Annotated in this window: 19 protein-coding genes; 2 read left to right on the top strand and 17 right to left on the bottom strand. The window is 41.5% G+C overall.

Annotated elements, in window-relative coordinates; genetic code table 11:
- Positions 1-361 precede the first annotated feature (361 nt).
- Entirely contained in the window at positions 362-1486 is a 1125-nt protein-coding gene (locus K6C05_RS04280; RefSeq protein WP_296731657.1) for a DUF362 domain-containing protein, read from the top strand.
- A gap of 208 nt (positions 1487-1694) precedes the next feature.
- Here K6C05_RS04280 and K6C05_RS04285 read toward each other — a convergent pair whose 3' ends face one another.
- From K6C05_RS04285 to K6C05_RS04350, 14 genes are all read right to left on the bottom strand, one after another.
- Entirely contained in the window at positions 1695-2393 is a 699-nt protein-coding gene (locus tag K6C05_RS04285; protein ID WP_296731660.1) for a PrsW family glutamic-type intramembrane protease, read from the bottom strand.
- 64 nt (positions 2394-2457) lie between these two features.
- Positions 2458-3630, bottom strand: a complete 1173-nt coding sequence (locus tag K6C05_RS04290; protein WP_296731663.1) for a DNA recombination protein RmuC — start codon at positions 3628-3630, stop codon at positions 2458-2460.
- 52 nt (positions 3631-3682) lie between these two features.
- Positions 3683-4810 (bottom strand): acyltransferase, encoded by a 1128-nt coding sequence (locus K6C05_RS04295; protein ID WP_296731666.1) that lies wholly within the window; start codon positions 4808-4810, stop codon positions 3683-3685.
- A 20-nt stretch (positions 4811-4830) separates the two neighbouring features.
- Complete coding sequence (locus K6C05_RS04300) at positions 4831-5544, bottom strand: SIMPL domain-containing protein (protein WP_296731669.1); 714 nt, start codon at positions 5542-5544, stop codon at positions 4831-4833.
- Between the two features lie 161 nt (positions 5545-5705).
- On the bottom strand, positions 5706-6227 hold the full coding sequence (lepB, locus tag K6C05_RS04305) for a signal peptidase I (protein WP_296731671.1): 522 nt from the start codon (positions 6225-6227) through the stop codon (positions 5706-5708).
- Between the two features lie 84 nt (positions 6228-6311).
- Positions 6312-6653: a 50S ribosomal protein L19 gene (gene rplS, locus K6C05_RS04310; protein ID WP_296731673.1), complete on the bottom strand. Its 342-nt coding sequence runs from the start codon at positions 6651-6653 to the stop codon at positions 6312-6314.
- A gap of 123 nt (positions 6654-6776) precedes the next feature.
- On the bottom strand, positions 6777-7874 hold the full coding sequence (gene aroB / locus K6C05_RS04315; protein WP_296731699.1) for a 3-dehydroquinate synthase: 1098 nt from the start codon (positions 7872-7874) through the stop codon (positions 6777-6779).
- 22 nt (positions 7875-7896) lie between these two features.
- Positions 7897-8307 carry a response regulator gene (locus tag K6C05_RS04320; RefSeq protein WP_296731675.1) on the bottom strand — a complete coding sequence of 137 codons (411 nt, stop codon included), beginning with the start codon at positions 8305-8307 and terminating at the stop codon, positions 7897-7899.
- On the bottom strand, positions 8304-10028 hold the full coding sequence (locus K6C05_RS04325) for an ATP-binding protein (protein WP_296731677.1): 1725 nt from the start codon (positions 10026-10028) through the stop codon (positions 8304-8306). Before K6C05_RS04325 ends, K6C05_RS04320 begins: the two co-directional genes overlap by 4 nt.
- Before the next feature lie 4 nt (positions 10029-10032).
- The gene (cheB, locus tag K6C05_RS04330; protein WP_296731678.1) at positions 10033-11241 is read right to left on the bottom strand and encodes a chemotaxis-specific protein-glutamate methyltransferase CheB; all 1209 of its coding nucleotides are present in this window, start codon (positions 11239-11241) and stop codon (positions 10033-10035) included.
- Complete coding sequence (locus K6C05_RS04335; protein WP_296731681.1) at positions 11238-12068, bottom strand: protein-glutamate O-methyltransferase CheR; 831 nt, start codon at positions 12066-12068, stop codon at positions 11238-11240. Before K6C05_RS04335 ends, cheB begins: the two co-directional genes overlap by 4 nt.
- A 21-nt stretch (positions 12069-12089) precedes the next feature.
- Entirely contained in the window at positions 12090-13838 is a 1749-nt protein-coding gene (locus K6C05_RS04340) for a methyl-accepting chemotaxis protein (RefSeq protein WP_296731683.1), read from the bottom strand.
- 79 nt (positions 13839-13917) lie between these two features.
- Complete coding sequence (locus K6C05_RS04345; protein WP_296731685.1) at positions 13918-14433, bottom strand: chemotaxis protein CheW; 516 nt, start codon at positions 14431-14433, stop codon at positions 13918-13920.
- Positions 14434-14448: 15 nt separating this feature from the next.
- On the bottom strand, positions 14449-16596 hold the full coding sequence (locus tag K6C05_RS04350) for a chemotaxis protein CheA (protein WP_296731687.1): 2148 nt from the start codon (positions 16594-16596) through the stop codon (positions 14449-14451).
- A gap of 376 nt (positions 16597-16972) precedes the next feature.
- Between K6C05_RS04350 and K6C05_RS04355 the strand changes: the two genes are divergently transcribed.
- Positions 16973-17929, top strand: a complete 957-nt coding sequence (locus tag K6C05_RS04355) for an asparaginase (RefSeq protein ID WP_296731690.1) — start codon at positions 16973-16975, stop codon at positions 17927-17929.
- A 108-nt stretch (positions 17930-18037) separates the two neighbouring features.
- Here K6C05_RS04355 and K6C05_RS04360 read toward each other — a convergent pair whose 3' ends face one another.
- The 3 genes from K6C05_RS04360 to K6C05_RS04370 all read right to left on the bottom strand — a co-directional run bounded on the left by K6C05_RS04360 (position 18038) and on the right by K6C05_RS04370 (position 21862).
- Positions 18038-19372: a sodium-dependent transporter gene (locus K6C05_RS04360; RefSeq protein ID WP_296731692.1), complete on the bottom strand. Its 1335-nt coding sequence runs from the start codon at positions 19370-19372 to the stop codon at positions 18038-18040.
- 295 nt (positions 19373-19667) lie between these two features.
- Positions 19668-21521, bottom strand: a complete 1854-nt coding sequence (locus K6C05_RS04365) for a sensor domain-containing diguanylate cyclase (RefSeq protein WP_296731693.1) — start codon at positions 21519-21521, stop codon at positions 19668-19670.
- 83 nt (positions 21522-21604) lie between these two features.
- A complete protein-coding gene (locus tag K6C05_RS04370; RefSeq protein WP_296731696.1) occupies positions 21605-21862 on the bottom strand; it encodes a hypothetical protein in 258 nt (85 codons plus the stop codon).
- Positions 21863-22387 lie beyond the last annotated feature (525 nt).

A 22387-nucleotide genomic window follows, 5' to 3' on the forward strand; every position in this document is an offset into this window, starting at 1 on the left:
ACGAGCTTTAAGATGTCCCCTTCCTCTTTAGGTGGGGGAAAACAAACTACAACAGCTGGCGAGCATATCTCCCAGCTCGTTGAAACGCTAATTGGAAGATTTTTCTTCTAAAGAAGAAAAATTTGAACAATGGCGTTATAACTCGGTGTAATATGTCCCCTTCCTCTATAGGTGGGGGTAACAATCCTTAACAGGTGGTGTGCTAATCTCCAACCTCGTGCGACGCAAAGCTAGTGCCCTTGGGTAAAACGCCGATTGGAAGTTTTTTCTTTTTCCAAAAGAAAAATTTGAACAACTGCGTTATAGTCATAAATATGATAGAATAGACATGTGTATTAATTTATTTTTTTAGGAGGTTACTATGGACCAATCCAAGGTATATTTCACTGATTTTAGGGTTCCTGTTGGTACCAGCATTCTTACCAAAATGCAGAAATTGTGTAAAAAAGCAGGTTTTCAGGATATTAACATGGAAAATCAATTCGTTGCCATTAAGATGCATTTTGGTGAGTTAGGCAATTTAGCCTTTATTCGTCCAAATTATGTCAGGGCTATTGCAGATCTAGTCAAGGAACAGGGTGGTTTGCCATTTATTACAGACTGCAATACCCTATATCCCGGAAGTCGCAAGCACGCCCTTGAGCATATGGACTGTGCCAACATCAACGGTTTTAATACCACTACCACCGGATGTCAGATTATCATTGGTGATGGCTTGAAGGGAACGGATGATATTGAGGTGCCGGTAAAAAATGGTGAATATTGCAAGACAGCAAAAATAGGCCGTGCTATTATGGATGCTGATATATTTATCAGTCTTGCCCATTTCAAGGGACATGAAATGACAGGCTTTGGCGGAGCTATCAAAAATATAGGCATGGGTTGCGGAAGCCGTGCCGGAAAAATGGAACAGCATTCCTCAGGCAAGGTAGAAGTAAATCCAAATAAGTGCCGGGGATGTAAAATATGTGCCAAGCACTGCGGATCAGATGCCATTTCTTATGAGAACAACAAGGCTGTAATCAATAAGGATATCTGCAAAGGATGTGGCCGTTGTATAGGCGCCTGTCCTTTTGATGCTATTCACAACGATCAATGGGATGCCGGTGATCTCCTTGATAAAAAAATGGCTGAATATGCTCAGGCAGTGGTTCAGGACAGACCGTGCTTTTTCATTAATATGCTGGTGGATATTTCACCAAATTGTGACTGTCATAGCGAAAACGATGCACCTATCCTTCCTAATCTTGGAATAGCTGCATCCTTCGATCCTATCGCCCTTGACCAGGCCTGTGTAGATATCTGTCAAAAGGCAGAACCTATACGCAATTCTCAGCTGGGTGACCATTTGGCAGACCCTGAGTTCCATCATCATCACGATATGTGGAAGGACAATAATCCAAATGCACATTGGAAGGAAACCCTGGAACACGGTGAAAAAATCGGCATAGGTACCAGAAACTACGAGCTGATAGTAATGAAATAAATAAATGGTGAACGTACCCCCGCCTCTATAGGCGGGGATACGTTCACCTATTTTATCTTCTCAGATATTTGATAAGATAAAACTGACAAGAATAAAAAAACCTTTCCTGATCCGATATATATCCTTTTTCCAGCTAGTGGAAAAAGATATCATATCCGTTCCAGGAAAGGCTCAGGTGCTGCAATAATTTTAGCCCAATAGTGTTATTTCAATAGTATATACGATGATCATCCTTTGACATACGTTTTACTTCCCTGTAAGCAAAATAATAAAGCACAAGAATAAATATAACAAATACACCTAACATAAATTCATCCTCGGTCAATATGCAAAAATCATAGAATCCATGCATCAGCGTCGGGATTATCAAGGCCATGCGCAGGCTCCTGTCCTTCACCGGCCTGTTCATTCGATGTAAATATTCCTTGGCATTTCCATAGTAAATACCCATAAAAATTGCAAAGACACCATGGCCGGGAATGGAAGTAATGGCGCGGGAAACAGCTATGGCCAGGCCTCCCTCAAAAACATAAAAGAAGTTTTCCAATATGGCAAAGCCCATACTTACACATACGGCATATACAATACCATCAAACCTGTAATTAAAAGCAGGATGTGTCCAGGTTGTTTTTTTCAGGGCAAAGAGCTTACAGCCTTCCTCGATAATGGCTACACCCAAAAAAGCCTCCACAAAAGCATATTCCATGGTACCCTGATCAAGGACAGCATCCAAAATATTGCCTGCAAGTAATTCAAGGACAACTGCAGGTATACAGCACAAAGCGCCAAAACCAACTAGCTTCATCAACAAATCAGTTGGTTCCTTTTCAAATTTATCCAAGGTGTATATGTAATACAAAAAGGCCAAGCCCGGCAAAACTGTCATAGCAATAAGTAAATCGTCCATAATAATTCTCCATTTCCAAACACCGGATGAATCAGTATTAAAATATTAATTAATAAAAATAATATTACTCTGAAGGCAAATCGTCTGAAGGAAGTGCTTCTACATCCTTAAGCTTACGCATCATTTGATTTGCCCTGGTATTTACCAGGGAATCAAATTTATTGGTTACTTGCCCCAATTGTTTTTGCAGCTTTTCCATGGCCTCGGAATAAACAATGAATTCACTTTTTACTTCACCAAGGGTTTTCCATACCTCACTGGAACGCTTCTGTATTGCCAGTGTTCTAAAGCCAAGCTGCAGGCTGTTTAAGATAGCCGCCATAGTACTTGGGCCGGCAATATTGACCTTGTATTTATGCTGAAACCGCTCTATAAGGCCACTATCCACTGCGTGGGCATAGAGCCCCTCAATGGGCAGGAACATAATCGCAAAGCTGGTAGTATAAGGTGGCGAAAGGTATTTTGAAGCTATGTCCTTTGCTTCATTATCAAGAGTTTTTTCCAACTCCTTATTGGCCCTGTCAATTATATTTTTATCACCGGTACCTTGTGCTTCAAGAAGATGATGATAGGAGTCCATGGGAAATTTAGCATCTATAGGCAGATATACCGTATTTTCGTCCATACCTGGCAGCCTGATGGCGAATTCAACTCTTTTGTTGCTGCCGGGAACTGTTTCCACATTTTCATCATACTGGTCAACTGTAAGTATTTCGGACAAAATACTTTTCAGTTGATATTCTCCCAGTACGCCCCGGGACTTAACTCCTGATAAAACCTGCTTCAGGCTGCCCACATCAGATGCAAGGGCCTGCATCTCTCCCAGCCCTTTATATACCTGTTCAAGCTGGGTACTGACTGTCCTGAAGGATGCAGTAATTCTTTTTTCCAGGGTACTCTGCAGCTGTTCATCTACAGTTCCCTTTATTTCCTTAATCCCCTTGTCCAGTTCGTTGCGTACTGCAGCCAGTCCTTTTTCTGTTTCATTTCTGACACCACTTAGGCCCTTATCCATCAGGTCGTTTAAGGTTTTCAGCTGTTGATTGTTGGCAGCATCCATCTGAACAATATTACGGCATATATCCTCCTTGGTAATCTGCTGACTGTCTCCAAGGGATTTCTGCATATTCCATAAGACCTGTTCAAGCCTGGAATTATCCTTAATTTTGAAATAAATTGCCACCAGCAGGCCGATTGCTGCAATCAGAAGCACAATAGCTACAAATATCGGGTCCATATTCCACCACCGTTCCGCACCATCGATAAATCATTTGAACCTTAGCCGGATTTTATCTCGGATAAACACCAATTGTTGCCTTGTTGATCAAAGGATATTTTTCACCTATTTTACGCATTATTACAGCTGCAATCAAGGTCAACATCACTGCCATAATATAATAGATTACCGTTGCCGGCACTGTCATGAGTATTCCCATGTCATCAAACAAAAATCCAAGATAGGTCAAGGCCAATGGATGTGCTAAATACATAAAATACGAATGCTTGCCCAATAAGGATAAAACCGGCTTTAATTTATCCGGCAAACGCCAAAGGGTAAAAATTGCAAAGAAGAACAGGCTTGCTCCAAGAGTGTAAATTATCCCGGTTGGTGACAGCTGATGGGCTGTAGAAACGCCTTCCAAAGGAGTATATCCCCTGTAATAAAGGAGATAGTAATAGTATCCCAGATGAGCCGCCAGGGTTATCCAGAAAAATACCACCAGACGGGTACGGTATTTTTCCATAAACGACATGAATTCATCCATATGGACCGACAGATAGCCCCCCAGTAAGAATATGAATACATAGTGAATTACCCAATAATTAAGATGATAAATCAAGAATTTTTGTAGATACACATTTTCAACAGCATAGGGATTCCACATGTAGCACAGGACATAATTGACAGCTATCTGAAAAATAAGCAGCAATCCAAGGCCTATGCAGTTGAGCTTTTTTACTGCCCATACCCAAAGTGGCATTAGGAAATAAAACCATATGAGCAGTACCATAAAATATAGCTGATAGTTGGCCAGGCCAAAAAACAGGTCATATAAAATTGTGATGGGATTTAAAGGCCCGGGATCCTTCCATAAAATGCAGTAATGGATAATATAAAACAGGGACCATACAACATAAGGTATAACCACTGCTTTATATCTCCGCCTTAAAAAATCCTTATAAACAAAAGGCTTTGATAAATCCAGATTATAAAATAAACCAAATGCAGAAATAAAGAAGAAAATCGGAACACTAAATCTGGTAAAAATCTCAAATAATGCCACCAGATGCTGATTGGCCACCGTATCAGGTGACATATGCTGACCTAAATATACTGCACCAACATGGATTCCCACAACGCCCAGCATGGAAATCCCACGAATAAATTCAATTGCCTGTAATCGCGGTTTTTTCATCAATATAAACCTCTATATAATCAAATAACAAAATCAATATGTACTGTGGCACTTATTTCCAGCTCACCTACAGCAACGGGAGTGGAAGCATCCATCATATTCCCCATTGATTTTGCAAGCATTACTGTATCCCTGGAGGAAATACGGCCAACATTTTCGGTGACTACTTTTATTCCCTTGATCTGGACACCCAATTCCTGCGCAATAACTTCTGCCTTGAATCTTGCATCCCTCAGGGCATTTTTCAGTGCTTCCTGTCTATATGACTCAGGCTTTTTCACATTAAAGCTGATTCCGGAAATTTTATTTGCTCCGGCTGACAAGGAATGATCAATAACCTTCCCAAGAACTGCAATGTCATTGACTGTAACCACCAATGTACTGGAAGCACTGTAGCCGACTATGCGGTCAGGTTTATTCTTTTCATTGCTATAAACCGGATTAAAGCTGTAATTGCGGGTTTTCATATCACCGGAACTGATTCCCAGTGCTTTCAGGGCAGAATGTACCTTATTGGCAATGACAGCATTTTCCTGCTGTGCAGCTTTGGCCTCCCTGGCTTCTGACAAAATACTAATACTTATCTCAGCTTTATCAGGAATTGCCGTAACAGTGCCGTATCCATCTACGGATATGACAGAATCCCCCTCTGATGATTGGGCATTTACAGAATTAATCATAACAACGGATAGAAAAAGAACTGCAACTATACTGTAAAAAAACTTTTTCATCATAATCAGCTCCCCTAAATACTCTGATAGAATGTATTAATACATAACGACTTTTTATGACATAAAATATTATAACGCAATTGACGATTATTTTCCTTTATACAGAAAATATTTCTAAAAAAATACACCAGACAAAAACATCTGGTGTATTAATCTTTTTTCCGTCACGGCAGGGTCTTCCAGTCAGAAACCGGCCAGAAAACCATCATGGCCTTCCCCTTCAACAGGTTGTATGGAACAAAACCCACATCCGGGAATCTGCTATCTTCAGAATTATTGCGATTATCCCCCATTACAAAAACATGTCCCTCGGGGATGGTTGTCTTTGGATAATCATTACGGCATTTACTCAGAATATAATCTTCATTCTGCAGTTCGCCATTCACATATACATTGTGCTCCTTGATTTCGATAGTATCACCAGGTACAGCAATTACCCTCTTGATAAAATCGCGGCTCTTATCCCTTGGATATTGAAAAATAAGGACCTCTCCCCGTTCAGGTTCACGAATTTTATATATAAACTTATTTACAACCAAACGCTGCTGATGCTCCAAAGTAGGCATCATTGATGGACCATCCACCAAATACAGCTCAACTATAAAAGTACGGATAAACATGGCCAAAGCCACGGCTATCACAATAGAAATGACCCAGTCCTTAATTTCCGAACCAAGCTGACTCATGGCAAACACCCCTTAAAGCTCACAATACATGAATAAAACAAAAGAAAAGGGACTGAAAAAACAGTCCCTTTTTCAATTTTGTGATTAACGCTTTTCACGAATGCGTGCAGCTTTACCAGTAAGATTACGAAGATAATACAGCTTGGCACGACGAACAACACCGCGACGCTTAACTTCAATCTTATCAAGTCTTGGGGAATGTACTGGGAAAGTACGCTCTACACCAACACCGCTTGCAATACGACGAACAGTAAAGGTCTCACGCACACCGGAACCGGAACGGCCGAGTACAACACCCTCAAATACCTGAATACGCTCACGGGTACCCTCGACAACCTTTACGTGGCAACGAACGGTGTCACCCTGCTGGAAATCCGGGATGTCATTTCTGAGCTGCTCTTTTTCTAATTCCTGAATAATATTCATTGTATATCCTCCTCTAACTAAGTGTTCGTGGCAAGTATTTGAAATTTTAATATAGCCTTGTCCAGAGGACCACTCACATACCTTGATATAATATCACGATAAAAATGTATTAGCAAGTAATTTTTAAATTTTTTTAGTAATACAGTATTTCATGGCTTCTTTAACAACATCTCCAGGGACATCACCGGTAATCCTGACCCTGCCTGGCTGACCATCCATCAATACCCAGTTTACCTTGCCATTAACGGTTTTTTTATCATGGAAAATTGCTTCATATAATGTATCAATATCACAGCCTTCTGCGTATACAGGAAGCTGAAATTTTCGTATCAGCGCTTCTACCCTGTCAAAAACATCCCTTTTAATCAGACCAAGCTGCAAACTGATATGTGCTGCACATACCATGCCTATTGCCACAGCTTCACCATGATTATATCTGGTATAGCCGGTATTTTTTTCCACTGCATGGCCCATGGTATGTCCATAATTCAAAATAGCCCGCAAACCGGATTCCTTTTCATCCTGAGCAACAACCTGTGCCTTGATTTCACAGGATCGGGCTATAATATGGTCAGCAGTCGTCTTATCCAGCTTTAGTATGGAATCTGAATTCTCCTCCAAATATGAAAAAAAATCCTGATCATATATAATTCCATATTTTATTATTTCTCCCAAGCCTGTATAAATCTCCCTTACAGGTAGGGAATCCAACCAATTCAGGCTCATAAATACAGCCTGTGGCTGATAAAAGGCACCAATGAGATTCTTTCCCAGCGAATGATTTACCGCCACTTTTCCACCGACGCTGGAATCAACCTGTGCCAGCAGACTGGTAGGAACCTGGATAAAGGGAACTCCCCGCATATATGATGCAGCCACAAAGCCGGCAAGATCACCAACCACGCCACCCCCCAATGCAAAAACAGGAGATTTGCGGTCAAGGCCACGCTCTATACAGGCAGTAATTACCTTCTCATAGGAAGTAAGGGATTTTGAGCTTTCACCGGCAGCAATTGCTACCACCGAAGCATCCAGCCCTGCCTTTTTTAAATCACTTTTCAATAAATCCCCATATAAGGGCCCTACATTGGTATCGGTTATTATTAAAGCCCTTTCCGAAAAATTTCTTTTAGTACAAAAATCAATTATTTCATCGCCAAGTTCCTTGTCAATGAAAATGTCATAGCTGTTTTCTCCCAGCTCTACAGGTACAATACGCATATAGTTACAAAACTCCCCCAGCTTATTCCTTCTCCTCATCCGATATCAGACCCAGATTTTTCATGGCCTCCTCAACCTTTTCTGTGTCAATCGGCTTCGATGCATAGGCATCACATCCCAGACGAAATGCTTCATCTACATATCCCACATCTGCCAATGCCGTCATCATTATGATTTTGATCTTTTTACCACCTATCTGATTATTCTGCATTTCCAGCTGACGGATAACCTTCAATACCTTCAGGCCATCCACCTTTGGCATCATAATATCGAGACAGAGCAAATCAAAAGGAGCCTTATCCTTGATAGCATCCATATAAAGATCTATGGCATCCATACCATCAACAGCGACCTCTACCTCACCGTACCCGGACATAAACTTTTGCAAGAAGGAACGACTTATCCTATCATCTTCAGCAATCAATATTTTCATAAATTTCCCTCCTGATCATTTAATTTTCCTTCACAGTACTTTAATAAATCACTTATATCTTCATCAGGATAATCATCAGGCGTAACAGTAACACCATTGTTATTATCCCGGGTTATTTTATATGGATTCATGAAAACAGCCCTGTTTTTCAGTTCAACATCAGCCTTTTGAGCCAGCACTAATGGAATGATGAAGGTAAATCGGCTGCCCTTGCCCTGTCTTGAGCTTACACTGATTTCGCCGCCCATACTGGCTACCAGCTCCTTAACAATCATCAGTCCAAGACCGGTACCACCGAAGCGCCTGGTCGTAGACCCATCAATCTGACTGAATGGTTTAAACAACTTCGCCTGTTCATCCATGCTCATGCCAATACCCGTGTCTTCGACATAAAATTCCAGATATTCCTGGGTACTGGATTTAAAAATACTAACTCCCAGGGATATTCCGCCATCCATAGTAAACTTAACCGCATTGGAAAGAAGATTATGTAATATCTGTCTGATGCGAAGGGGGTCACCACGAACAAAATGCGGCAAATCATCAATTTGTGGCTGATTAAAATACAATCCCTTGTTTTCCGCCATTTGACCATGAAGACTGCATACCCTATTTAACAACTCATGGAAATCAATGTCAATATTTTCAAGGATCATCTTTCCATTTTCCAGTTTGGAATAATCCAGGATATCATTGATAATCCTTAACAAATCATCAGAACATTGTTTTGCGGCATTAAGATTTTCTCTTTGTTCATCAGTGAGCTTTGTGCGAAGTGTCAAATCAATCATTCCTGACATGCCATTGATAGGCGTGCGGATTTCATGACTCATATTGGCCAGGAACTGAGTTTTTGTATTGCTGGCCACCTCTGCATGGTATCTTGCTTCCTGGAGCTCATGCTCCCGCTGCTTGCGCTTGGAAATATTAAGCAATGTTAGTACAATCTGCTTTTTATTACCATTCCATATTTGCATCAGGAACATCTGCAACCAAATAGGTTCCTCGGAAAACTTGGTCTGAACAGCTACAACAAAATCCACGGTAAAGGAATCATCCAGTATGGCTGCATCAATATTATTTCTGATAACACAAAACTTGCATCGGTCAGATTTGCCACACCCAAAGGAAAGACTGTTGATACAATGTATCGCATCACCAAACTGCTTGCCGAGAACATTGCTATATTCCTCCTGCAGGGTTTCCAGGGCCGGTTCATTGATTTCAGTAATTTCTCCACGAACATTTAAGGTACATATTCCAATCTTGGCTGCTTCAAAAACCAATCTCATATAATAATGATCCGATTCCACCTTCCGCTCCAGCATCCGCATTCTTGTAACATTACGGAAAATAGCAGTACAACCTGTAACAGTCCCTTCGGGATTTATCATAGGTGAACAGGTAGCCGAAAGATATACCGCACCATCAGAACGGATAAACCCGATGTTTTTTGAAAGTCCCTGACTACGCTTGGTACGCATTGCACATATTATCGGGCTGATAATTTTTTCCTTGGTTTCAATATTTTCAAGACGGATTATATCGTTTACATTTACATCAGTATCTGGCAGGAATTCGTACTCAAACAAATCCATGGCCATTTTATTCATAAAAACAATTCTGCCATTAATATCAGTCATGACAAAACCGTCACCAAGACCTCCTAATAATTGTTGAAGAGTAGTATAATCGACGAGAAAATTCGATTTATCAGACATTTCCTTACCCTCCTTGATGATATCTGGCAACTGCAGTAATCATCTTTGCCATGCCGTGCAGTGGTACCTGCTGCACTACTCCTCCCATTTCATAGGCTACCCGTGGCATGCCATAAACAACGGCAGTAGCCTCATCCTGCCCCAGGGTAACACACCCGGCCTGACGCATTTTAAGCATCATCTTGGCACCATCCTCACCCATACCGGTAAGAATGACACCCATGGCACGATCACCAATATTATCTGCCACAGATTCAAACAGCACATCCACAGATGGACAGTGTCCACCATATTTGGGCCCGGGATTTACATCAAGCATCATCCGCCCACCAACATTTTTTACCCGCATCTGCTTGTTTCCCGGTGCTACATATACCCAGTTTAGTTCAAGATAATCATTGTCCTCAGCCTCTTTAACATTGATATCGCATTCACGATGGAGGCGTTCTGAAAACAGCTTGGAAAACATGGGCGGTATATGCTGTACTATCACAATAGGCGGAAGCGGTAAAGTAAGCTCCTTTAAGATACCCGACAAGGCCTCTGTACCGCCGGTGGAAGCACCAATGGCAATCAGCTCAACCCTCTTGGGTGGTACTGGAGTCCTGATCTGATCCAAAGGTATGGAAACAGCTTCACGCCGCCCGGATTGAGTCTTTATGAGTCTTGCCGCCTCAGCCATAATTTTCATATCGGCAACGACTTTGTCCAAATTGTTTTTTATAATCTGTTGACTGCTTATTTTATCAGATTCAGTGGAAGAATCTGTCATAGCTGTCTCCTTATGCACCGGAGCATTGCTGTTTATTTCCTGTATCAGGCTGTCACCATGGGCTTTTGCCGCACATACCTCCCTGGCCACCTGTCTCATGAATTCCCCACTGCCCAAGGTTGTGGAAGGCTTTTCCACAAAGGAAAATGCCCCCGCTTCCATGGCGAGGCTCTTGTAAGCAGGCCTGGAGCTTAATACGACCGTAGGTAGCGCATATTGCACAATAAGTCTGCGCAGAAATTCTATCCCATTCATTTTGGGCATTTCCACATCCAAAACCATCACATCAGGATCAAAGGATAATATTTTATCCCTGGCTTCAAAAGGATTGCCTGCCCGTTCTATCAAAACAGTATCTGTGATATTTTCAGAAAGTCCACCGGCCAATGCTTCCCTAAAAAACAGGGAATCATCCACTATAAGAATTTTTAGGACACTCATGTGAACGCTCCCTTCTTTCTATAAATTGACGGCATAACATAGTCAAAATTATTTCCTCGTTTCTCAATTACTTCTGAATGACCGATAAACAGGAATCCTCCCGGTTCAAGAAAATCAAAAAACTTCTGCACCAACAGCTCCCGGGTTGGAGCATCAAAATAAATCATAACATTACGGCAAAAAATAACATGAAAAGGTTTCTTGAAGGGAAATACAGGATTCATGAGATTAAACTGACGAAACAAGACCTTGCGACGCAGGCTTTCAATCACCTGATAGTTACCATCACCACAGGGAATAAAATAATTGCTTTGCCAGGCCAAAGGAAGTGTCTTCACAGAAGCCAGGGTAAACACCCCACTTTTCCCCTTTTCAAGAACATCACGGGATAAATCTGTAGCCAGCAGGGTTGTTTCCCATTTGGGACCCAGAGGGGAAAAATAATCCGACAGGAGCATGGCCAGGGTATAAGCTTCTTCTCCTGTGGAAGATGCTGCACACCAGGTACGCACATCACCATCTTTTATGGTCTCTGCCAAAAAAGGCAAAACCTCCCTGGCATAGAAATCAAAATGATCTGCTTCACGCATAAAAAATGTATGATGGGTGGTTATGGCCTCAGCCAGCATGGCAAGGCCACACCCGGAGGCATCTCCCTTTATGTATTCCAGGAATGCCTCCTCACTGGCCAGTTCAGGTCTGGTGTTATTTTCATTCATCAATTTGAAAAGACGGCTTTCCAAAAGTGCCTTTTTTTCCTGTGGCAGCTGAATACCAAAATTTTGCTGTACAAGAGCAGAAAACTGCTGGAATACAGATTGCTTCATATTTTTTGCTTCTTTCCTGATTTAGTATTTACCAAAGCCCTCATCATCTGTCAAAATTATATTTTTGGGCTTTACACCAGGAGCCGCAGGCTTAATTGTCCCACCTGGCTTCCCGGAAATATCTGGTTTATCCAAGATTTCCCTTGAATTATCGGTATAGGCATTGCCCTTTAAATTGCCGTAATTATGCGTAAAGCTGTTCATACCTCCGGAAAGTCTGAAATGGCTTACAGATTCTCTCATACGGTCAGCCTGGGCATTAAGCTCCTGACTGGCAGAAGCAGCTTCCTCGGAGGTGGCAGAATTTGCCTGCACAACCTGTGAAACCTGCTGTACTCCCTGATTAATCTGATCAATCGCTTGTTTTTGTTCCAGTGAAGCCTTGGCAATACTATTTACAATATCTGCAACATCAGATACATCCCTGACAATTTCATTAAGGGCTTCAGCCGTTTTGTTGGCAATAGTGCGCCCCATATTTACCTTTTCAATGGATCCCTCTATCATATTTGTGGTTTCTTTTGCAGCCTTGGCGCTTCTGGCAGCCAAATTGCGTACCTCCTCAGCGACTACTGCAAAGCCCTTTCCATGTTGACCTGCCCTTGCCGCTTCCACAGCCGCATTAAGTGCCAAAATATTAGTCTGAAAGGCAATCTCGTCAATAACCTTGATGATTTTGGATATATTGGCGGAAGAACTGTTTATTTCTTCCATGGCATCAAGCATTTCCTTCATATCATCATTACCAATTTCAGCCTGGTCTTTGGCCTTGACGCTGAGGGAATTGGCCTTATCAGCATTGCTGGCATTATTGGCAGTCTGAGCAGCAATCTCAGTAATGGAAGCAGACAATTCCTCTACGGAAGCAGCCTGCTCTGTAGCCCCCTGGGAAAGAGCCAGGCTGGCATCTGACACATTTTTGGACCCGGCAGCTACCTGATCTGCAGCATTGTGGATCTCCATCACAGATTCATGAACTCTTTGACGCATTATTTCGAAGCTGGCCGCAGCATCTCCCAGTTCATCTCCGGTACTGGTTTCAACCTCAGTTGCCAGGTCACCATCAGCAATACGCCCGGCAGCATCTCCCAGGCCTCTTAAACGCCTTGCCAGATCTCTGGCAAAATAGAGTCCTATTGCAAGTGAAACAAGTATCAATACAGCAACAATGGCAATATTGAACACTACTTCCTTACCATTTTCCTCTGAAAGTCTTTGTATCTCACCATTGGCAGCAGTCTCACCCAAATCAGCAAAATTAGTAATACTTGCAGTAATATCACCTGCTATCCCTGAAAGCCTGCTTTCATCTGAGCGCCGCACCACACTGTTTATTTCATTCCCCTTAGCATCCTTCAGTCTGTTATTCACTATACCATGAGCAATGTTAATATATTCATTGTAGCTTTTTTTCATGCCGGCCATTTCCTGTTTGGCTGCGTCACTTTCAACCATGGAATTAAGCTTTTCCAAATCCTGGTTACATAAATCCATATATTTATTGAATTCACTCAGGGCTGTCTCAACAGCCTCCTTATCCTTGGCTGTCATGGCCTTCAATTGATATATCCTGGCCTGATTAAAATGCAGCCCCATGGCATTTGCGGTAATGGTAGCCTGAGTATCCATTTTTAAAAGGTAGTTGTACCTGTCAGCGGTACCGTAATTCATGGAAACACCATGCCAGGCAACAACAATGATTATCAGTTCAAGAAAAGCTACAAGAGCTATTAATTTGGCGCCAATTTTAAGATTCTTAAAAAACATCATGACACTTTACACTCCTTACACCTTAAAACCAATATATTCCTATACATTACGACCAGGATTCTGTAATGTTAAAACAATCTCAGTCAGCAGCCTCAGCATCTGAAGAATCGCCCTTCATTTCGTCAAACAGTTCCCTGTCATCTTCAGTGAACAGCTTCATCCAATCAAGGAGAAGAACAACTCCTCCCTCGGTCTTACCAATACCCCGAATATATTTATTTTGAGATGCTTTGAGCTCAGGTGGAGGAACCACATTTTTCTCGGTTATGTCGAGGACCTCAGCCACACCATCCACGATCAGCCCAATAAGAACCTCATTTACTTCTATCACCACAACGCAGGTACGATCTGTATATTCCCTGAATTCCCTTTTAAAACGAAGGCGCATATCCACTACCGGAATAATCTTTCCCCGTAGATTTATAATACCGCGAATATACTCTGGTACTTCGGGAACAACAGTTATCTTTTGAATACCTATTATCTCTATGACTACCCGTATATCAATACCATAAATTTCCTCACCCAGGGAAAATGTGAGGTACTTGTCCTTCTGGGTATCCTCAACATCCGGTACGATTTTCTCCTCATCCACTGTTATCCCTCCCCATTATTCATAAATCACATTATAAACCTGTGGAGGATCAAGAATCAGACTGATACTTCCATCTCCCAACAGGGTACATCCACCTATACCTGTGGTCTTTACCATTTTGCTGATGTATTTAGGAACAGGCTTTACCACAATTTCCTGAACCCCCAACAGCTTGTCAGCAAGAACACCAAACCATGCATCTCCTGCCTCCAATAGCAGGAGAATCCCCTCAGCAGGATTCTTAACTGCATTCGGAATACCATAGATTTCATGTAATCTGATAACAGGACAGCATTTTCCCTGAACCATTATCATTTCAGATCCATCAGGATCCCTGAATATTTCACCCTCCCCCGGGCGGAAGGATCTGTTAATGTAGTTTATAGGTACCGTAAAGCTGGCATCTCCCACAGATACCGACATCCCCTCAATTATGGCAAGAGTCAGTGGAATTTTTATGGTAGTCGTACTTCCCTGACCCGGTTCACTGTCAACAAGCACCTTACCGCCAAGAGATTTGATATTGGATACTACTACATCCATTCCTACCCCACGGCCTGAAAACTCGGTGACATTTTCCTTGGTTGAAAATCCCGGGGCAAATATGAAGGAATATATCTCCTGATCCGAAAGTTCCGCTTCCGGCTTGGATATAATGCCATTTTTGCGGGCACGCTCCAAAATTTTCTCCTTATTAAGTCCACCACCATCATCCTTGATTTTTAATACAACCTCACCACCGGCATTTTCAGCCGATAAAACAATGGTCCCGGTTTCATCCTTTCCGGCTTCCAAGCGGACATCCGGCATTTCTATTCCATGATCTACAGAATTACGGACTATGTGCATCAATGGGTCAGAAATATGTTCATTTATATTTTTATCCACCTCAGTAGATTCCCCTACCAATACAAGGCGGGCTTTTTTACCCAATTTCTTTGTCATGTCGCGGACAATGCGGTTCATTTTTTTGAAGGTCCCCTCAAGAGGTACCATTCGTAAGGCCATTACACTGTCCTGAAGTTCCCCGTTAATCTTATGCAGCTGTCGGGCAGCCTTGGAAAAATTATCCAGTTCCATCCCTGCAATATCAGGATTTTGGGTAACCATAGCCTCGGCTATAACCATTTCACCAACCAAATCCATCAATTTATCAAGTTTATCAACCCTCACGGAAATCATTTGCGCTCCGTCAGCTGATGGCTTTGGTTTGACTGTAGTCCGCAAAGATGCAGTCACAGGTGTACGCTGTGACTGAGGTAAATCCGGTTTTATGGGCTCTGAATTTTCCAGTGCCGTTATGGCTACTGTCTCCTGGGATGGCCAGTATTCACATTCGGATGTACTGGACAATTCCTTAACTTCAAGATTCTCAAGGAATATAGTATGATCAAGCTCTTGATATACTTCATCCTTGGTCATCCTGGTAGTGAAAAAGAGCCGGAATCCCATGTTACGAATGGTATCAGTAGCCGACTCATCCTCAAGTATTTTTTCCGGCAAATAATGAAGCTCTATAACCTTCTCCTTAAGGTTGTTGACAACACCAAATGCCCTGACTTCTTCCATCTCACAGCCCTGCTGGAAAAACAGGATAGCCTCATATACCCTGACGACATCACTGCCGGTATCTGTGGCGGTTTCGCCAGACTTTGCAGCCCCGATATAATACTGTTTTTTGGGAGGTTCCGTAGACGTTACCGGCTCATCAGGTGATTTAGTGGTATTCTTTACCTTACGCAAATCAATATCAGGGTCGTGCCCATTTTCGATTTTCATATTTCTGAGAAAATCCTTAGTATAATTTCTCAGCTCTTCACTGCACATATCAGGTGTCCCACCTGCACTGAGCTTATCCATCTCAATACGCATAAAATCCACAGCATTCAGAACGATATCCGTTATGCCGGTAGCATCAACCTTTTCAGGATTCAACTCACGGATATAGAAAAATATATCCTCCACTGAATGGGCAAGTGTAGAAACCTGATCGAACATCATCATTGCCGCAGATCCCTTAATTGTATGCATGGCGCGAAAAATCTCGTTGACATCCTCAACACTGTATCCCCCCTGCTCCTCACTGCCCAAAGCTATCTGCTCGAGCTGCTCAAGAAACTGCCGGGTCTCGAATATGAAGACTTCAACCATAGGCTCTGCCATACACATCACTCCTATCTATGCAAAAGCATCAAACAAAACAGCATAAATATATATTTCTCGGCGAACGCCATCTAAGAACTCAACAGATAATAAACAGGACTTCAAAAGGGCGAGACATTGCTTTTTGAAACATCGGGGAAAAATTCAGCTCAACAAAATTCACCTTGCAAATATCCCTGAATTACTCATCACGAAACAAATAAGCAAAAACGACCTAATTCCACTTCTTGAGTATATTCACTACAATAACCTTTAATTCCTTCTCAAATACTTTTTTTTGCAAAAAACATCTTGTTTTTTTTTAGAAATGATGCCATAAATATTATATGATAATTATTCAATGCGTTAAAAAATGTAAAAACAAGGAGACATTGATATGAAGAATGTACTGCTTATTGCCACAGGAGGTACTATTGCCTCCATTCAGACAGAGGATGGCATGATGCCCGGGCTTGATGGAAACGGCCTTATTCAGCGTGTTCCGGCATTAAAGGATATCTGTAATATCGATACTCTGCAGCTGATGCAGCTGGACAGTACCAATATTCACCCTGCCCATTGGGTAAAAATAGCGCATGTGATAAATGAAAATTATAGTAAATATGATGGCTTTGTAATCAGCCATGGAACTGATACCATGGCATATACCTCATCAGCACTTTACTACATGCTTGAAAATCTCAATAAGCCTGTAATAATTACAGGTTCTCAGCTTTCCTTGACCGAAGAAGGCTCCGATGCTCCTGATAATCTCATTACAGCCTTTACAGCCGCTGCCAATGGTCCGGCGGGGGTATATCTTGCCTTTTATGGCAGACTGATTCAAGGAAATGCCGCAAAAAAAATGTATACCGAAAATTTCTATGCCTTTCACAGCATAAACGTACCGGAAGCAGCCCTGCTGAAAAACGGGAAGCTCTCCTTTAATCCTGATTACACACCTTATACTTCCGCACAAGCTCATTATAATAAACCACTTACAATCAATGACTGTCTGGATACCAATGTTATTATCCTTGAGCTGTCACCGGGATTTCGGCCGGAATACATTCGGGCAATCGTTGATTCCGGCTGCCATGGAATCATACTTAAGACCTTTGGTGCAGGTGGCATACCAGGCAGGGAATCCGACCTTAATCTGTTGCCGGCAATAGATTATGCAATAAAAAAAGGCATAAAAATTGTGGCTGCGTCACAGTGTATCTACGATGGTATACATATGGACAGATATGAGGTCGGCCTGACTGCCCTGAAGCATGGGGTGGAATCAGGTGAATATCTGACAACTGAAGCTATGCTGGTTAAAATGATGCTGGAATTAGGAAAAAAATAATAGTATTATCATTCTGATATAAAGGAAAAACGCTCCTCTTTTGGAAAAAATCCAATAGAGGAGCGTTTCTTTACAAAAAACTGAATTTTGAAAGGAACTACAGTCTTATTATCCCCAGTTGAAGGTCATAATACCGTATATGTACATTACTGCAATAATTGCAGGAGCTGAATACTTGAAAAATGGCTTCATCCAAGGTTTCACCTTCATGCCTGAGCCGGTATTAGCTTCCTGCATAAAGGCATCCCAGCCCCAACCAAACTTGTTGCAGCAGAACAACACAAGGATAAGAGAGCCCAAAGGCAATACATTGGTTGAAACTATGAAATCCCAGAAATCCAACCATGCAGATCCGGCTGCAAAAGGCTGGAAGGAAAGTACACTATAACCCAAAGCTGTTGTCAGGGCCAGAAGGAAAATAACTATTCCACAAATCATACTCCCCTTAGGTCTGGACCATCCGGTAAGCTCTCTGACCATGGCCAGAATATTTTCACATACCCCAAGAACAGTGGACATAGCAGCAAATATCATGAACAAAAAGAACAATGAACCCCAGAGGCGTCCACCAGGCATATGGGTAAATACAGCGGCCATGGTGTCAAACAACAGACTTGGTCCGGCAGTTACCTCCAGATTGTAGGTAAAACAGGCCGGAAAGATTATTATTCCTGCTATAAAGGCTACAAAGGTATCCAGAGCTATTACATTTACTGCTTCTCCCAAAAGGGCCCGTTCCTTGCCGATATAGCTGCCAAAGATGGCCATGCCCCCCATACCTGTGGAAAGGGTAAAAAAGGCCTGGTTCATGGCACCAACAATCACAGAACCATCTATTTTGGAAAAATCCGGTTTCAGATAAAATTCAATTCCTCGTCCTGAACCATCAAGAAGAAGACTATTTACAGCTAGTATCAACATCAGGACCAGCAGTGATGTCATCATTAGCTTTGATACTCTCTCCAGACCTCCTTGTATATTAAACGAAAGAATAACAAAGGCCACAAGAACTGTAATAAAAAGGGAAATAACATTAACTACAGGGTCAGTAATCATGGCCACAAATCCAAGGGATTCAGTCTGGCCCGATACGAATTTACCGAAATAGTAAATAATCCAACCACAAACCACGGTATAAAATGCCATTAGGGAGATATTTCCCAAAAGGCTGATCCATCCCCAAAGCCCCCATTTATGACCAGGTTTTTCCAATTTCTGATACATGTAAAGAGGACTGGCCTGAGCAGCCCGACCAACAGAAAACTCCATTACCAATGCCGGCAGACCAAGAATAAGCAAACAGATGATATATACTATAAGGAAACTGCCACCACCGTTCTGACCACACATCCAGGGAAACTTCCATACATTTCCACATCCCACGGCACAACCTGCTGCCAACATTATAAAGCCAATACGGCTGCCTAATTTCTCACGATTCATTATTCATATTCTCCTTAAAAAGTCTTACCACCTACAAAACTAAACAGCAAGCAGATGGTACACCACAACGAAAAGTATAGCAATTTTGAGAAGATTTGTAAAATTCAAATTTTGGTATTTATCATTAAATACTTTGTTGTGCAAAGTTTCAGTGAAACAAAAGCATGCATATTTATTCATGTATTCAATCGCCAAAACAACCACCCGGAATATTCTCCTGGTGGTTGTTTCTATACTTGGGAATTAACGAAAATCAGATAATGAGCAAATAATCCCGGTATTGTTATGGAGACAATCATTTATTATCAATTATCTGGCTATAGAAGGTTGCATGATTTCCCTGAACCTTTTTACTGGTGTAAGCAGCCTTATCAGCCTGTTTATACAGCTCTTCAAAGGTCAATCCCTCATCACTGTGGAAGAAAGTTGCACCCAGGCTCACCTGCAACTTATTGTCACCCATCTCCGGTATATTAATTTTGTCTATGTTACTGAAGAAACGGTCTATAACATTTTGACCGGTACGCTCATCTACTACGCCTACAGCATATACGGCAAATTCATCGCCACCAAGACGCAGAAGGATATCACTGTCCTTGAACGTATCCTTGATACAGGACGCAATAGCCTTGATGGCCTTATCACCCACATCATGTCCAAAATTATCATTAATTGATTTGAACTTATCTGCATCCAACAGGCACAGCATGCCTTCCTTGCCATCAGCCATCAGCTCGGTAATTGTTCTTTCCCCATTACCACGGTTTCTCAGCTTTGTCATGGCATCTATCGACGACATATACATCAGATGGTTTTCATATTGCTTTTTTTCATCAATAAGCTCAACTGCAAATACTATTTGGACAATCTCACCATCTTCATTTCTGTCGGCATCAAAGAAATATGCCTTGCACCAGCCATATTGTGTGGTCAGGAATTCCTGGTCGATTACATGTCTGTTTTTCATACGCTCGGACAAATCCCCGAAATTGATGAAATGCAGCATTGCACTAAGGTCTCCCGGATCAGTCATTTCACGAATAGCCTTATTGAGCTGCTTGTTGGCATCCTTTCCATCAGTTATGGAAAAGAGGTCAACCTTAGGATCCTTGCAAAGCTCCTGAATCATGTTATTCCGAAGGTCAATAAGGTGCATGGACATATAAAGCCCGGCATGACTGGCAATACCATGCTTTTTGGCCATTTCTTCAATTTCCTGTTGTCTCTTATTGAGACTCACCTTCAGGAAAACCAGTAAAATAGCAAGGGCAACAGAAAATACCAGGAACATATACAAAACTATATTTGAAAAGGTGTTCTGCATGTCCTCCCCCTTGCGCTGTATTATGAGATACCAGTCACATTCAGGGATATATTTGGTTATGACATAATTCTTACCCATCTTTTTGAGAATAAAGTCTTCTGTTTTTTGATATGACAGGAATTCATCCATATTGACATTTTCAATATTCGTATTATCAGTATCAATCTGGACAACACCGGCAGAATCAACTAAATTTATCTTTATCTTGTATTTCTGCTCATCATTTTCCAGCAGCTTCTGCAAGGTTGCCATTTTGACATTTACACCACAAACCCCCAGAAACTCTCCCTCTACGTCCCTGATGGGTGTATTGACAAAAACGGCTAACTGCATATCATTGGCTTCATCCGAATCCACATGCAATAAATAATCCACATCCCGTTTTAACACATCGCTATACCAGCTGTCATGGGGATCATTCACTATATCTATTCTTTTTACAAGCCCACTGGGCTGCCAGTAGTTTTTTGAATATTCCGATACCAGAAAGCCGGAATTACAGCCCAGTCGCCGTTTCATGTTTGTGAGATATTTTCTCAATATTTTTGTTTCTTCGGCTTCGGAGCGTAAATGTTCCGTTTTTAAATTATCATGCAGAAATACATCATTGGCCATAGTCTGGGCTATCATGACATGCTTTAATAGCTCTCGTCTGATATCCTCATGCACGTCAGAGGATATGACCCTGATAAGCTCGTCATCATGTTTTTCAACCAGCTCCTGAACAATCATGGATGTAACCAGAATTGACATGGAGGAAACCACAGCTATAACTATAATAATTGTTTTGGTGATGCTCTTTTTCTCAAACAAGTATCTTTTCATTGAGGTCCACCTCGTAAGAAAAACGAAACTCATTATGCATATATCCGGTAAAATTCACCCCCAAAACTTTGCAGGTGAAATTATCAGTTGTATCTCTGCCTGATTTCTTCATCGATAATTTTCATTACCTGACGGTAAATCCAATTAAATTCAGATTGATATTTGTTAATAGGTATTCCCTGAGGAATTCTTGCTGCCATCATATAGAGATATTTCTCGGCTTTGGAATCCATATCATCAAGATATTCTACCAAGTCCTCCACATTGGTCAGTTTCGCCTGTTCAGGAGCAAACTCCTGCATATCCTCCATCAATGCCTTTGCCCGCTCAATATTTCTCATAACTAAATCTTACCTCCGAGCTGACTTAACCATTCCTTTGGACTTTGTCAGAAAAAACAAAATCACTCCAACAATATTCAATCTATCTAACCTTCCTGTAAAACAGAACCATGTACCCCATCCAAACATTACCATATTGTATGCAAAGTAATAAAAAGCAACTTCAGGTACAAAATTGGTAAAATTGGTTAAATTTTCTGTAAAAGTAAAAAAATCCTACAAAATTAGTCCTATTTTTTACATAATTAATAGTATCAAATTTTTCCATAATTATCCAGCACATATGCAAAAGTGATGAAAAATCCCAAAAAGTGGTCGTTTTTTGTGAAAATATGTAACAATTCAAACATTTAAAATTTCATATTAGATTATCATCATTTTAAAGAATTACATATCTCAACTAAAGGCAGATTAAAAAAAAGGCAAAATGCCTGAGCATTTTGCCTGGATAATATTTAAAATTTATTTACTGATTGCCTTAAAGGCAGCTGCCTGGGCAGTCATCCCTCTTTCTGATGCCAACCT

It is taken from the genome of Anaerovibrio sp. (assembly GCF_024697385.1).
Lineage (GTDB): Bacteria > Bacillota > Negativicutes > Selenomonadales > Selenomonadaceae > Anaerovibrio.